Source organism: Acinetobacter sp. ANC 4973 (genome assembly GCF_002135275.1).
GTDB lineage: Bacteria > Pseudomonadota > Gammaproteobacteria > Pseudomonadales > Moraxellaceae > Acinetobacter > Acinetobacter kyonggiensis.
The window spans coordinates 194,859-209,232 of record NZ_NEGM01000005.1; the positions used below are offsets into that span (position 1 = coordinate 194,859).

At 42.1% G+C, this 14,374-nt stretch carries 16 protein-coding genes; all 16 read right to left on the reverse strand.

Annotated elements, in window-relative coordinates:
- Positions 1 to 5: 5 nt before the first annotated feature.
- The 16 genes from B9T30_RS16665 to B9T30_RS08330 all read right to left on the reverse strand — a co-directional run bounded on the left by B9T30_RS16665 (position 6) and on the right by B9T30_RS08330 (position 14,343).
- Positions 6 to 827 (reverse strand): hypothetical protein, encoded by an 822-nt coding sequence (locus B9T30_RS16665; RefSeq protein WP_227518952.1) that lies wholly within the window; start codon positions 825 to 827, stop codon positions 6 to 8.
- Positions 824 to 1,720 (reverse strand): hypothetical protein, encoded by an 897-nt coding sequence (locus tag B9T30_RS08260; RefSeq protein ID WP_086184550.1) that lies wholly within the window; start codon positions 1,718 to 1,720, stop codon positions 824 to 826. Before B9T30_RS08260 ends, B9T30_RS16665 begins: the two co-directional genes overlap by 4 nt.
- Entirely contained in the window at positions 1,720 to 2,166 is a 447-nt protein-coding gene (locus B9T30_RS08265) for a hypothetical protein (RefSeq protein WP_086184551.1), read from the reverse strand. Before B9T30_RS08265 ends, B9T30_RS08260 begins: the two co-directional genes overlap by 1 nt.
- A 5-nt stretch (positions 2,167 to 2,171) precedes the next feature.
- Complete coding sequence (locus B9T30_RS08270; protein ID WP_086184552.1) at positions 2,172 to 2,819, reverse strand: hypothetical protein; 648 nt, start codon at positions 2,817 to 2,819, stop codon at positions 2,172 to 2,174.
- Positions 2,820 to 2,980: 161 nt separating this feature from the next.
- A complete protein-coding gene (locus B9T30_RS08275; protein WP_086184553.1) occupies positions 2,981 to 3,757 on the reverse strand; it encodes a hypothetical protein in 777 nt (258 codons plus the stop codon).
- A gap of 20 nt (positions 3,758 to 3,777) precedes the next feature.
- The gene (locus B9T30_RS08280; protein WP_227518953.1) at positions 3,778 to 5,079 is read right to left on the reverse strand and encodes a hypothetical protein; all 1,302 of its coding nucleotides are present in this window, start codon (positions 5,077 to 5,079) and stop codon (positions 3,778 to 3,780) included.
- A gap of 135 nt (positions 5,080 to 5,214) precedes the next feature.
- The gene (locus B9T30_RS08285) at positions 5,215 to 6,408 is read right to left on the reverse strand and encodes a BspA family leucine-rich repeat surface protein (RefSeq protein WP_086184554.1); all 1,194 of its coding nucleotides are present in this window, start codon (positions 6,406 to 6,408) and stop codon (positions 5,215 to 5,217) included.
- Positions 6,401 to 7,093: a hypothetical protein gene (locus B9T30_RS08290; RefSeq protein WP_086184555.1), complete on the reverse strand. Its 693-nt coding sequence runs from the start codon at positions 7,091 to 7,093 to the stop codon at positions 6,401 to 6,403. The genes B9T30_RS08285 and B9T30_RS08290 overlap by 8 nt, the downstream gene beginning before the upstream one ends.
- A gap of 70 nt (positions 7,094 to 7,163) precedes the next feature.
- Entirely contained in the window at positions 7,164 to 8,927 is a 1,764-nt protein-coding gene (locus tag B9T30_RS08295) for a hypothetical protein (RefSeq protein WP_086184556.1), read from the reverse strand.
- Positions 8,928 to 9,070: 143 nt separating this feature from the next.
- Complete coding sequence (locus tag B9T30_RS08300) at positions 9,071 to 9,373, reverse strand: hypothetical protein (protein ID WP_086184557.1); 303 nt, start codon at positions 9,371 to 9,373, stop codon at positions 9,071 to 9,073.
- A 21-nt stretch (positions 9,374 to 9,394) separates the two neighbouring features.
- On the reverse strand, positions 9,395 to 9,952 hold the full coding sequence (locus B9T30_RS08305; protein WP_086184558.1) for a hypothetical protein: 558 nt from the start codon (positions 9,950 to 9,952) through the stop codon (positions 9,395 to 9,397).
- Positions 9,952 to 11,058: a hypothetical protein gene (locus B9T30_RS08310; protein WP_086184559.1), complete on the reverse strand. Its 1,107-nt coding sequence runs from the start codon at positions 11,056 to 11,058 to the stop codon at positions 9,952 to 9,954. The genes B9T30_RS08305 and B9T30_RS08310 overlap by 1 nt, the downstream gene beginning before the upstream one ends.
- Positions 11,059 to 11,070: 12 nt before the next feature.
- The gene (locus B9T30_RS08315; protein ID WP_086184560.1) at positions 11,071 to 11,340 is read right to left on the reverse strand and encodes a hypothetical protein; all 270 of its coding nucleotides are present in this window, start codon (positions 11,338 to 11,340) and stop codon (positions 11,071 to 11,073) included.
- Between the two features lie 104 nt (positions 11,341 to 11,444).
- The gene (locus tag B9T30_RS08320) at positions 11,445 to 11,876 is read right to left on the reverse strand and encodes a hypothetical protein (protein ID WP_086184561.1); all 432 of its coding nucleotides are present in this window, start codon (positions 11,874 to 11,876) and stop codon (positions 11,445 to 11,447) included.
- Positions 11,876 to 13,441: a phage tail protein gene (locus tag B9T30_RS08325; protein WP_086184562.1), complete on the reverse strand. Its 1,566-nt coding sequence runs from the start codon at positions 13,439 to 13,441 to the stop codon at positions 11,876 to 11,878. Before B9T30_RS08325 ends, B9T30_RS08320 begins: the two co-directional genes overlap by 1 nt.
- A 68-nt stretch (positions 13,442 to 13,509) precedes the next feature.
- Complete coding sequence (locus B9T30_RS08330) at positions 13,510 to 14,343, reverse strand: hypothetical protein (protein WP_086184563.1); 834 nt, start codon at positions 14,341 to 14,343, stop codon at positions 13,510 to 13,512.
- Between the last annotated feature and the right edge of the window lie 31 nt (positions 14,344 to 14,374).

A 14,374-nucleotide genomic window follows, 5' to 3' on the forward strand; every position in this document is an offset into this window, starting at 1 on the left:
TTAACTTATCCTTCAGTCCAGTAATATCTAGCACAACTAAACAACGTCTGTGGCTCATTACCCCATAGCTGCTGAACTAAATCGCTGTATCCGTCTGGTAGATCATTGTCAACTTTAAAGCGTAATTCGATAGATGTTTTTCCCCATGTTCGATCTGAGTCAAAATTACCATTATCTGCATTGCTAGACGGATAACCTTCTAAATAAAAATTACGATCAGAAAGTGGTAGATAATTCCCTGATTGTATTTCAAGACCATCACCCAAAATATTGCTTGTTCCACTTGCACCCATTGCGAAATTTTGAACGCCGAACATACTTTGTCTATATAGATCATGCCCTGAATAAAAAAACATTGCATTAAGTAACATTTGATCTGCTGTAAATTGACCTTTTGAAGTGAAATAAGTAGTACATTCTCCAGATGATAGTTTAATCCGACCTGTTCTATCTAACACATCGTCAATCCATAACTCACATAACATACTCAAACCATTGTTTTGATCCCATTGCCAAGTGCTTGCGGGAATAATCAGTTTATTTGGTGTACATGAAATTCCACCACTCAACCGTAATACCTGCACACTGGGTACACCTGTATCTAAGCAATCTTGAATTGCAATGTAGTCTGGGTTCTTGGGATCATATCCAAGTTGACCACGAATATTACCCTGATGAATAAACATTGGCGCATCAACCCGACCGCGCTTGAAGCGACCTAAGATTACAGCACCTGTCAGACCATCCGCAGTTTGCTCTTCTGTACGGTCAATAATGTCTTGTCGTTGGATGCCAACGGCTTCACCTAAAATCTTTGTCGTATTCATAAATTTGCCAACCATAGTTTTGTTGTAGATCCGACATTGCCTCCAACCGCACCTGTTTCAACATGATGGGCAGCAGTCAAAATCACATATTTAGTTTGACTAATTTCTACAACTGAACCCGCCATGAGTTCCATATTCAGCGGACGTTGTATTGTTCCGCGTGGAATGAGTACTTTTTCCATATTTTTCAGCTGACGGGCATCAAGACCGGCCCTTTGAACAACAGCTTGCCCCGCTGTTGTGGTGTCATCACCAATTACCGTTGAACCATCCTGCTCAACCGATACATAAGATGATTTCTGATGTTTGGTTTTCTGTTCACTGTTCAGCCAATGCACTTCGCTGGGATCAAGCTTTAAAACTGCATCCTGTTTAAACAGTGCATCCAGTTTTATTGCACTGATTTTGCTGTTCCTAAAACAAATAACAGCGGCTTCTTGCTGTAAATACAGTGCTAGACGCGCAGTCGGCAAACGCCCCTTTAGGCAGATAAATTCTGGCAACGGCAGATCATCACCTAAGCGGATATTTCTGGCACCGCAGGCACGAATTGCAGAATTAAAAGAAGTCTCACTCTGTATCACCGCTTTATCGGTATTGATGATGAGTTTCTGACAGCCGGATAAAACTGCAATACATGATATGGCACCAATCCTGCGGTCATCTTTCACTGTTTGCGATTTGACTGGCTGTACTAGAACAATCACAAATGGCTGGCTGATATTCCCCACAAGAATCTCAGCACCTTCTTTTAGCTGTTCCTCCAGCTCTCGATTCGCTTTCACCGAAAATTCAAAACTCAGCGGCACTGGCACAAGATCATTGCGCAGTGTGGCCAACATTAATTCTGAAGCTGAAATTAACTTATTGGATGCAGCAATGACGATTTGCATTAATTGCCCCCAGCTGTTTTGAAGCTGAACGGCGGCTGGACAAAAGCATTCTTCGGCATTTTCTCTTTCTCAGCTTCATAGGCCTGCTCAGCTTCACTGACTGACATGCCGAAGCCATCCCCGCCCATGCTGCGCGATGCTTCCACCAGTGAGGCTTGAATCAGGTCACAATTGGCCTTTACGCACGGTTCAATGATGACCCATTCAAAAGCTTCAAGGATTAAATGTTCATCCACAGCGATCGGTACAGCTGAAGACTTTTGGCAGGTCAGACTTTGCCAACCTGCATAGCGCTTCACTTCTTCAATAAAAGCGGCTTGAATTTCTTCTTGCAGCAGTGAATAGCCTTTCAGTGTCAGCTTCTGATGATAGAGTGCAGCAAGCTCAGAAATTGCGCCTGCCACTGCCCTAAAATTACCGGTTCCGTCATTTGGCAATAACTGCATGGTGTTTACCCGAAAAGTGAGCCAATCTGACGCGCTACGCTGCCAATATTACGGCCAATATTTGTCGCGGCTTGAGCGGTATTGATGACTTTCTGCACACGATTGACAAGGCCCTCAACTCCAGCAATCTGAAGATGCCCGGGCATAACAGTGCCGTTCGTTCCAATGTCTGCAAAATTGCCAAAATAGTTAAAATCAATCGGGCAAGAGACCGTCATGACTTGAGAACGACTGTCTGAATCAAATTCCGCCATTTCAAAGCGGATAGCACAGTTTTCCAATGAAAATGCACGAGTGTAGCTGTCTACACGGCCATCGTAATAATCGCAGTCAATCATTCCAGCATTGGCAACGATATAGTCTGCAAATATCTGATCATGCCCTGCTTCAGTTACTAGCATTTGTAGATTGCCTGTGTAGTGTGTTTTCGGTACACCAGCGGCAATACCTGTAAATCCACCGGCATATTGAACCTCAGCTGGATCTTCATTACTAACAATTGGGCGCGGGCAGCTCTTAATCAGGAAACGGAAATCTTCCATGCCGCGAGGTACTAGCATACCTTTGCAAGATAATAGAGGTGATCCAAGCTGCTGAATTGCGAGGTAATCAGCTCTTAATTGATTGAGTAAAACAGGATTAACTTGACGCATCATTATTCTCAAATATGCTGTGATGCCGTCATTTTGAAGCGGGTAGCAATATGCAAATATGTTGAGTTCCAAAAAAAGACCGCGAATGCATAATCTACTCCCCTAGTACTACAAACAATAAAAAAGCACCCTAGGATGCTTTTTTTAACCTTACAGACTGATTACTTATAAAGCCCAATCTTCTTACCTTTTTGCAAAGACTTCATGCGCTTGCGCAGTGAATTTGCAGATACAGCTTTCAGACGCGCTTTTTTCAATCCAGCCTTTTGACCACTTGATAAACGCACCTTTTGCCCAGCTAAACGCTTATTCACAATCGTCTTCACCCCTTTGCGAATCGCAGCAACAGCTTTATAGCGGATCTTCTTGCCGTTAAAGGATTTTGTACTCATTTTACCGCGTGATAGTTTTTTTCCTGTCGCTGCATCAAAACCGCTTTCCAGTTCATCAGGTTCACCATAGATGAATTCACGTACCAAGTCATCGAGCGGATCGCCTTCATCTGGCATATTGGCAATCACTGTACTGGCAGCTGCTTCAATTGCTGCATCGGCCGCTTCAATATTGTCACCCATCATTTCCTCAATCACTGAGTCATCCACGCCAAATGTGGCCAACGCATCAGCAATCGATTCTAAAACAGCATTTTCTAAAGTGTTTTCATCATCATCTGCGCCATCAGTGGCTTCTAAAATCAGAAAGTCCAGACGGTCTGATGGCAATTCACCTTCATCCAATGTTCCATCTGTTACGGCATCTGCAAGATCCGCAACAATATTCAGGGCTTGTTCACGGACATGCTCAATAAAAGACAGTTCTTCACGAACAGAACTGGTTAATGCTGAAACAGAGGTTTTAATTTCTGCAGCAGCTGAATCAAAATCGCGTAGAACCAGAGTCTGAGATTTTGCATTTAATGGATTCTTTGAACCAAACATGATTGTTCACCTGTTTAAAATTATTTAACTAAAACATCTTCATCAAAAATTGCAGCACGTGTAGCACCTTCAGGACGTCGTGCCATGTAGAGGCGAACACGCTCAAACGGAAAATCCTTATCAGGTGTTAAACGGAATGCATAAGGCTTTCCACCTAAATCCTCCGCTGGCTTTAGCCAACCTGCAGTCACAGCGCCTGACAGGTACTTATCAATGTCATCGCTGGCATCTTTTAAATAGTTATCGGTCGGTTTCAGCATGTGTTCCTTCAGTATTGAAACCACTTCATTGGATGTACGCATGGCAATTTCAGCAGCTGGCACCAGACGCAATGCGCTGTTTTTGCTTTGATACTGAGTCAACAAATCACTGAGCACATAGCGAATACCCTGCTTAAACTTAATTGGACGCACGACATTTACTTTAGCTTTGGCCAGCATTTCTAAAGTCGGTTCATCAAGGACAACATCTGGACGTATTTTTAAAACTTTCTTGCGGAATGGAAAATCTTTCCATGCCACACCAACATGAAGCGGTGCATAGCCTTTAGCATCGGTACGTGCATTACGCAGCAGCTTGTCACCGATATATTGCCCGATGTACGGCGCTGAAATTTTACGACCGCTTAAAGAAACTGCATCACGGGAACGGCAGAGATTCGGCGACCAGATAAACTGAACACGATATGATTGCGCATCCATGGATAAAGCAAATTCCGCAGCTTGTTCTGCCGTAATGGTTGGATCAATCTCGGCATCCAGCGGGATATTCAACTTTTCCGCTGCACGCAGCGCTGCAACATACAGCGGTAGATCATTGGTCTGCGGTAGCGCAATATAGGCGGGTACATCAACAAGATTGGTTAGAATGCTGTAAACCTCATCGCCGTCAAATGGCGGTGTCTGTTCGTCTGGCAATTCAATAACCGTTTTGCTTCGCCCTAAGCTATTGGAAGCATTAAAGGCTTGTGAAAGCTTAATAACATCTAAAACATCACCAGCAAGTTCATGCAAAGTTAATTCAAATACTTCAAATGCATTCGTAGCATCCGCGACTGCAACAATTGAAGCTAAGTTATCTGGATCTTCATCCAGCGTTCCCTGAATCTTCAGAACCTCATCACCATTGATGGAATCCACAATACGCAGGCGCATGACGATATCAGACAGTTGAGGATTGGCAACTTTACTGATAAATGCTGCTTCCAACTGTGTATCCGCTAGATAGCTGTGTGTTTCAAATTCAAGGTCAAAAACCGCATTTTCTTCATTTGATGAAGATGAAACGGCTAACATGCCTTGCTGATCTAAACTTAAAATCATTGTGGCTGCCTATGGCAAAATTCTTATGTTTATTTTTGCAGGACGGGCCAGATAGACTTCTTATCAGTTCCAATAAAAAAAACCCTGCTATTGCAGGGCTTTTTCATGATGCTGTATCGTTCAAACGACGATTAATCAGGACGGGCTTGGGCAAGTTCCCCACACTGGTAAATGTTCTAAAACCAACAATGAGTTACTATCAAACATGACTGGTTTCTGTGTTTGTAAGCTCACACACCATCCAGACAGATCTTGATTAAACATATATGCGTTAGCGAACATCATGCTCATATACTCAATACGCGCTACATTCCAGTTGTTTAAAGGTTGATTAAATGCACTCGCATTAGCAAACATATTAGAGGCATCTACAACATTCGACATATTCCAGGTATTAATTGACTGGTTAAATGCCCAAGCATTTTTAAACATACCCGACGTATTGGTAATATTAGAAATATCCCAATCAGCAATAGATTGATTGAATTTTCGAGCATTGGCGAACAGATTACTTAAATCAGTTACCAGAGGCATAAACCAAGAGTTTAAAGACTGATTGAACTCTAAACACATTTCAAAACACCCTGCAACGTCAGTCACGTGACTAACATCCCAACTCGCTATATCTTGATTGAATGCGCTTTGACCTGAGAATTTCAATTTAGTTATATGTGGTGGTAGTAATTCAGGCACTTTAATTAGTGAACCCGTTTGTACACTATTACCATTTTGATTGAAATACGGGTTGTTGCTCCCCCAACTCACCAATTCCTCAACAGCACCTTGTACAGCAAACACTGATCCACCCACCGATGTAGCGGTGATCGTGTATTTATTAGTGTCCTGATATCTGTGCTGTGCTGATGGTCTATAGTTGTTTACACGCTCGATTACTGTAGGCTCACTTCCATCACCCCAATCGATTGTTACTGCAGGGCCACTATCATGAGTGATGTAAACTGAATCATTAGCCACCCCGTTGGTTTTAAATATTGATGGCTCTGGTTCAGGTTCAGGTTCAGGTTCAGGTTCAGGTTCAGGTTCAGGTTCAGGTTCAGGTTCAGGTTCAGGTTCAGGTTCAGGTTCAGAAGTTTCAATAGAAATCACATCAGATTTCAATGCATTCAACTGATTAATATTCGCCATAATATGCTCATATGCAGCATTTCCTGTCACCTGAATTACTGTCTTTTCAAAAGGCTGCAAACGCACTTGGGTTAAGGGTTCAACAATGATGAATGCCGATGAGTTCGTTAAAGTGATTTCTTTAATTTCTGGTTCATCCCCCAGTGCTTCAAGTAGCGGATTTGTACCATCAAAATTATGCATTTTGGATCTCCAAATTTTTACCCAAGCCAATAAACTGCTTCAGGTTATTCAGGACATCGTGCTTAAACTGGCCATTACTACAGCGGATTTCTACCGTTTCACCAGACTTGATTGAAGTCTTGGACAGCGGTTCAAATACGGTTTGTACACCTGTATTTTTAACAACCACGAATAAGCTACTTTTTACTGCTGTACTCTGCTTTACAGGTGACGGGCTTTGAACCTCAGGAAGTACTGCATTAATCAGCTCTACACCACTGGCTTCACCGTTCCATACCCCATCATTTTTTTTATCAGGTTGGACGGCGACAGCTGCAGACGGTACTGATTGATCCAAAAAGGCCACCTGCTCAGTTTCAACTGACCCATTTACTGGGTTTTCCTGATTGCTATTTTCAGGTTCAGAATCAGATTGAATAGCATCAGCTTCTTTATCAGTGGCCTGTTCTGGTTCAACATCTGCTACTGGGCTCTGATCTGCGGTATCGCTCTGCATTTCCTGTAATTCAGCGTGTGATGAAGTCTTTTCTTGATTGACTGCTGCATCAAGTGATGGAGTTTGTTCCGTTTCAACTGGGGTAAGTACTTTAGTATCTGCCGCAGCTTTAGCGGTAGTTGTTTTTGCTTTTGTTGTGCGTTTGCTGGTTGTAGCAGTCGCAGGAGTATTTTGATCTGTTTGAGTCATCGTGTGTCACCCTTTATTAAATTAGAAATGAATTAAGGCGCATTTTCCATGCGCCTTAATTTGCAGAATTTTAGTTTTTAAGTTTTGGCATGTTGACTGCGGTGATCAATGCAAACTGATCTGCATAACGATCGAGCGGATTAAGCTCTGCTGCCTGTGATCCAATTAATGCAATCAACTGTTCACGCGGATCTGGAGTCGCTTCACTTACAGTCAATGGCATTTCAGTGAAACCAATAAATGGATTACGCACTGGCTCATTGCCACGGCCAATCACCAACATTTCAAAGGCTTGACCTGCTTCAGCCAATACACCCGCAGAGCTAGGGACATGATAAACATTAGTGCCATCTGCTAGTGTGCCGATACGCACAATCTGCCCATGACCTGCGGTTGCACCAGTTTTAACTGGCATTTTGTCTGATGAAAGCTGAGCAAAGAAGATTTTAGCCGTATCACCGACATACAAATCAAAACCAACGGTCGCAGCGCCAGAGTCCTGAATAATGCCTAACTTGGCTGCTTCAAGATACTTCATGAATTCGCCAAACAAATCGCCTGAAGTGTTGTAAGCAGCGGCCAAATTTCCAGTTACACCGCGAGAAGCATCAAAGGTAAACTCGCGTACATTATAGATGGCGCGGTCTTTACCTTCACCCAACAGGCGGATGGTTTGTTCAAGATAGATTTTACCTTGCATCAACCCTAAAGCAGTCCCAACAAAGCCCACATTCAGTTCACTTGAAATCTGATTGACTAACAGTTTAGAGGCACGGATTTGCGTCATAATCGGCGCACTGACCAGTGTTTCGTACTCAGGTTCCATACTGACGCCGACAGGTTCCATCTTGAATTTATTCGATGTGTCTCGGGCATCAAAATCAGCAATTAAACAGACTTCAAGTTTTACACCTGCTGGTAATTCCTGATTCAACGTAACTGAAATATTACTGGTATCCAGATTAATGCTGCTTCCTGTCACCGTATATTCTTCACCCGCAATTTTTGCTGATTTTTCAGCAATTGCAGAAATTGTGCCTGAAAGCTTAGATTTACTGCGGTTGCGGGTGTGCGCCACTTCTTTTCCACCAATACGGATAGAAATATTCCCGCTGATGAATGGCAGCAAAGGTGCATTGGTATCCGGTATTTTGGCAGCATAGTCAGCATAATGCGTATGAGCTACCACCGCATAAACTGCACCTGCACCATTATTGTTGAGCGCAAAGCGGAAACGACCTTCGGCATAAGGTTTCGCAGCCTGAACACCATCCAGATAATCATTTTTATTCATCGCACCAAATGCACGATCAGTCACAAAACGCGCTGCAACGATCGGCACTTCATTTGAACCGTTGCTGTTCGGGATATAAGCCACAATCGGCGATGCATAGGCAATGGTTGTTGCAATCGTGGTCACTGACAGCGCTGGGACAATACTCACCGATTCCTGATGCGTATTGCTGATGTCATCAAAGCCTTTTTCTAAATCAGAGTAACCTTGAGAAATTGAAGCACTGTAGCCATGTACTTTCTTTGCAATGGCCACACCATTGTTTAAGGCAGATGCGATTACAGAAGGATGAGGCAAATCACCGCCATGGCAGTATTGATATTGACTGATACCCAGCTTGATTGCACCATCGATATCAACCGCGCTGTCAAAGCCTATGATATCAAGCAAATCATTCAGCGCCTGTGGACGAGTTTCCGGCATACCCATAGCGCTATCAAAGCCAGTTTCTTCACCGTCTTTATAGAAATAGTTCTGACATTGCTGTGTGGCAAGCTGCTGCGCTTGGAATTGTTGCTTTAGTACATCAGATAGAGACATATTTTTACCTGTCGTGGGTCTAAAATCTTGGATAGAAATAGATTCGCACGAAGGGAAAAACCTAGAGGTGGGGAGTTCCAAAGGCATTTTTGAAATAAAAAAACCTGCTATTAAGCAGGTTCATTTTAAAGCTGAAGACATCACTATCCGCTAACACCGCTAGATACATAAATTTCCACATCCGCGCCCGCAATGACCTTATAGCGGATCTTATCCCATGCATGTTGTCGAAATGGCTCTGAATCAGGTGTACCCGCTTCAATTGTGACAATCGGTTCCCAATGTTGCTCTATTAATACATCACAATCAGGTTTGTTACTTCCTGAAAATTCAACGACAGCGCCAGATCCAATCACTTGATAATTAAAAATAGCTGAAGTGCATTGCCCTACCATTCCTATATCGCCGACTTGTTGATCTTTTTTATTGAAAACTAAAAATGACATGACTTTTACTCACTTAAAAAATTACTGTGTACGTGATTCAACTTCACTTTTCACTGGATCAAGCCCAATCTCATCACGGCGGTTCAACACATACTTTTTGCCGAAATCAGACATCAATGTTTGCCCACTGATTCCAACAATTTCAAACCATAAAATAAAACCTTCATAGATCATCAAGCCCAGCAAATCCCCCTCATTTAATTGGATATCAGGAATCTGCAAAAGCTGTTCTGCTAAGGTTGGTAGATCCGCGTCATAAACTTCGATCTGCGCCAATATCGCCAAATCGGACGGGTTATTCATTGAGTTGTTCTTATGGATATATCCGCCGTTAAACTTGTCCGCCAGCACAAAAGCATGCCCGATAGGATCATATTCATAGTTCGGCTCATCCTGCATAGACAACGCATTAGCTTCAAATGACAACGGATCTGCTGGCTTACCAGCGTCCACTGGATTGCTGTACACAATACGCTTGCGCCACACCTGCGCTGGAATGCTGGACACTGTATTCATTACAATACGGCGCGCGGCCATATGACGACCATTGGCCACACGGTTGACTACTCTATTTAGCACTATTTAAATCTCCGCATGAGTTCCTGATAAACCTCATCTGTCACAATTCCACTATTACGCCATTCTGTATATTTCGATCTATCTTGTGCATCCTGAACCTGTTTTGTCTGTTTTCCTTGTGCAGCAAAATACTCCTTTGCTACTTTTGCAGCACGGCGGATCATTTCCTTTTCGGCTTTCTGAATATTTGGCTGAATCCTACCTTTGGTTTCTTTATTTAAACCGCTTATTTGCTGATTCAGTTCTGCCAAGATTTGCTTATCAGTTTGTTTCTTCCGCACGCTGAGTTGTTTGCTTCGGTCTTTTTTAACTTCTTTTTTAAGATACTCGACACCTGAAGGTGATTGAACCCAGTGAACCGCTCTAAGCACATGCTTGCACGCAACACCTGACAGCAAAGGGTTTCTGAGTTTGGGATAGCCATTTTCCTTACGGCCTAAACCATAGCCGCCGATTGTGGCCATATAGCGATACCAATATGTATGACGTTCACAATCACACTCAAACTTTATCTTGCCGCCTGATAACCAGCGCTTAACTTGATTAACGGCATTTTGACTGGTACTTGAAACTAGGGAGCTGAAGCTGCTGAACCCAATTTCAACATGATGGTTGGTTACTTTGCTTTTAGGACCTGCATTCGTCATTAAATGCACAAGACTATCTTTTCTACTCAGCGGCACGACAAGATGTATTTGCTCATTGGCGCGGTCTATATCATCGGCATGACTGAGATTGATAATGTTTTGAATGGTGATGCCCGTAGAATATTGTTCCCGCAATAGGTCAATATTGTCCTTAAAGGCCATAATATCTTCACGGGTGATCTTACGAGGTGGCTCACCTTTCTGCTGGCCAAGCGTGGTATAGAGCACCCGCTCGACATCATAGTTCTCACCTTTTGCGATATTCTCAGGGCGCAAAAATGTCGGCTTAGGAATTTTTCTGCCGAACTCATCAAAGTTAAATTCTTTATCAGCTTCCCCACGCTGCTTGCTGTCGGCGCTTCTACGGCCTTGAAGATCACGGCGTAGGCTGCCGTTGCGCAGTGCTTCTTGCATCTGCTTATGGGCTTGCTGTAATTGGTCTGGAGTTGGATTAGCCATCAATTATTTTCCTTACAGATATTCACGGCGTAGCTTGAGAACGTCTGCAATCAGTGGCACTGCTATTCGTTTTTCAGGCAATTTTTCCCAGATGCCACTGGTGCCACAAGCCACTTGAATGACATCTGTATATGCCCTTGAGCCATACACTCTTAAACTCAATAGTGTTGGATCTTGCGCTTCATCCTGTTGAACGTCCCAAACAATCAACTTATTGAGCTTGCCTTGCTCAATAAAGCGATTGATATGATCACGGATGGCATTGCGGTATTCGCTAATCATTGCTGCTGCTTCAAGCTGTTTTAAATATGGTAATGGCTGCTGAAATTCGTATTTCTGATGATTCCAAACTAAAAAGCCTCACAGTTATGTGAGGCTTAAAATATCTACTTTATGTACTCTGTAAACTCATTAAAAATGCGTCGATATAAATCATCATTTAATGCTTTAGCTTTATATGAACCCATAAATAGTGCAATAACACTGCCATTACCCTCTGTGCGATGTGGTCTCTTATCATCTAACAAATATAAATGCCCAACTTTTAAATCACATTTAGTATCAGCACAAATGATTCGATCAGTACCAGTTGAAATGTGAATAGGCATAATGAATACATAACCTGTTTTATCAATATGATCTGGTAACGGTGATTGCCAGCCATACACCTGAACACCAAAGTAAGGATGTGATGTCCCTACAATATTCAACCCATCAATTGAACGCGAAAGTACTTCTCTAATACGATCAATAGAATTTAAAACAAAAGTTGATGATATCTCATGATCTAACACGTAATCTTTTAGATGCTTAATCATTAAATAGCACTCGCAACACGAATAAAGCCATGTGAGCCATCTTCACCAACAACATAGTGATCAGGCGTAACTTCATTGCCTTCTTCATTTGTAGTAATTAAGGAACGTTCACCCGTACCACCTTTACCAACGTATAAGCGTACATACTGTGTTTGGGGTGAGTTGTTTGTATAAATCATGGATAGGCGTGCACCCTCACCAGCACCACCACCAAAGGCAATACCTGCATCAACAGAGCTATCTGCTCCATCGCCACCAGCACCACGACTTTCTGTATCCGATGAAGCTCCAGTATGATCTGCTGCTGTTGCATTACCAGACTGTCCAGTAAATCGACTTGCAGAAGCATATTCACCTTCTAATAACCAATTACCACCAGCACCAGCAATGCCATTGATTTTCTGTCCGTTATCACCAGAAATACCACCTGTTCCGGAAAATCCACCGCCAGCAGTAAATTTAATCGTCGTGTTATCTATCGAGATATAACTATCTTGACCATTTTGTCCTTTTAAAGTTGCAGGATTGGGATTCACATTTAAATCATCGTAACGAGAAGAGCCACCACCTCCACCAGCACCAATAATAGTGAAGGCTTTAGATTCACCAGCAAGAATCGGAAAAACTACAGGTGTACCTGTATAAACATATGAGCCATTACCTGTTGATGAGGTTAGACCTTCAACCTGAATAACTGACCAACAAATATTGCCTGAATACCCGACACGGGAATTACCTGAACGATTAAAAACATCAATTCCAATTCTTGCATCTTGGCGCGAAATACCCCAACCTTCATGTACCCCTTCAGGAGTAAGTTGAATGGCATAGCGGGTATCTAGAAAACTGATATTACTGCCTGCAGGTCTATTAATTTCCCGAGCCTGACCTTGCTTAATCACACCAGATAAAATCACCTTTGGATATAAAGAGGCTAATCCTGATGCAAGGTTTGAAAGCTGCTGCTGTAGTGCTTCAACTGTATCAGAGAGTTGGGTTTGCAGATCATTAGTTTTGCCATCCACAAGTTCTGCCCAGACAAGAAGATCATCCCGCAGGTTTTCAAAGTCTTCCAAAAATGCATACTGCGGATGTGGATTTGAATGCGCCAAATGCTGATTCATTAGCGCCACAGCAATTGGAGAATTCGAATCAATATTTACTACGATTTTACTTAACTCAACATCAGTCAGTACTAAACCAAAAGTTAAAATTGAAACAATATCCAGTGACAAATGAATCAATTCATTATTTGTTGCAGTTGCCGCAATTGCAAACAAAACTCCTCTATCTGTATACAGCCCTATTTCAAAAATATCCGCCGTAACAGTCGACTCAATATTGGCAATAAAACGCAATGTGTGAGAATACTCATCTACACTTCCGCCATTAAGTGGATAACGCGCTATTTCGTTGATCAAAGTTGTATTTGATTGAGCAGATGCTCCATTATATTTTGCGGTGCCTACAGCAATATGAGATAACTCAATTTTTAAACTTGGAATATTAGCTGCTTCTAATACTGCATTTCGGCCAATATCGGTCAGATAAAATTTAATAGCCATAATTCACCCAATTAATCACTTTAGGTATTGTTGGTGGTGCAATCCATTTAAAGACTGATTAGTTCCAATCAATATGTCGTATTCTCAAGAAATACATACGCAAATAAATCTACAATATCTGGAGCATCAAGCCCGATCTCTCGCATCTCAGATGCTGGCATGATTTTAAAGCGTGAAAGCTCACCAAAACTGTATTGAGTGCTGAAATAGCTGTATTGAATACTAGAAAATTCTTTCAGTACTTTTTCTTTATTGTGCGGATGACAAATTTTAAAGTTATGCGTATTGACTGCGTAAGATAAGCAGGCATAAGCCTGTGCACGCTTATTGACATACTCTTTACGATTGTCATTACTAAAGCAGCTTCCACCCCAATGCACTGGCATATACCAAATACCATTTTTATTTAATAACTGGCCTAGAAATTTACCCTCGCCATTATCATTAACAATGAGTGTTGCTTCAGGGTACGTAGATAAAAGCTGTAGAATATCGTCAATACTCATAGCACTATTTTCTTTAAACTCTAAAACAACTGCTTTTCTTGAAGCAGGTATATTTCCCTCAACGGCTACTTTTCTTGAATCAGGTGTATTTCCTTGTACTGCTACAACCGCAATATATTTACTATTTGCAATAATAAAGTGGCCATAATCCGACAGTTTCATTTTAGGATCCAAATACACCTTTTTTATTATTTCATCGGTGAATAAAGGCTTATATTTTGGCTGATTTTCATTATTTTTACGGCGCACATTGGCCATTTTGTTACGTTGCAAATTAGCCTTATTGTTACGACGCACATTGGCCTTAAAATTACTGACCAGCTCTTTTAAATCACTAAATAGTCGAACACCTGCCGCTATGGCATTTACAGCCTGATTAATCCGCTTCATTGTCATGTACTATTCTTCACTTAACTTAAAGCTAAAT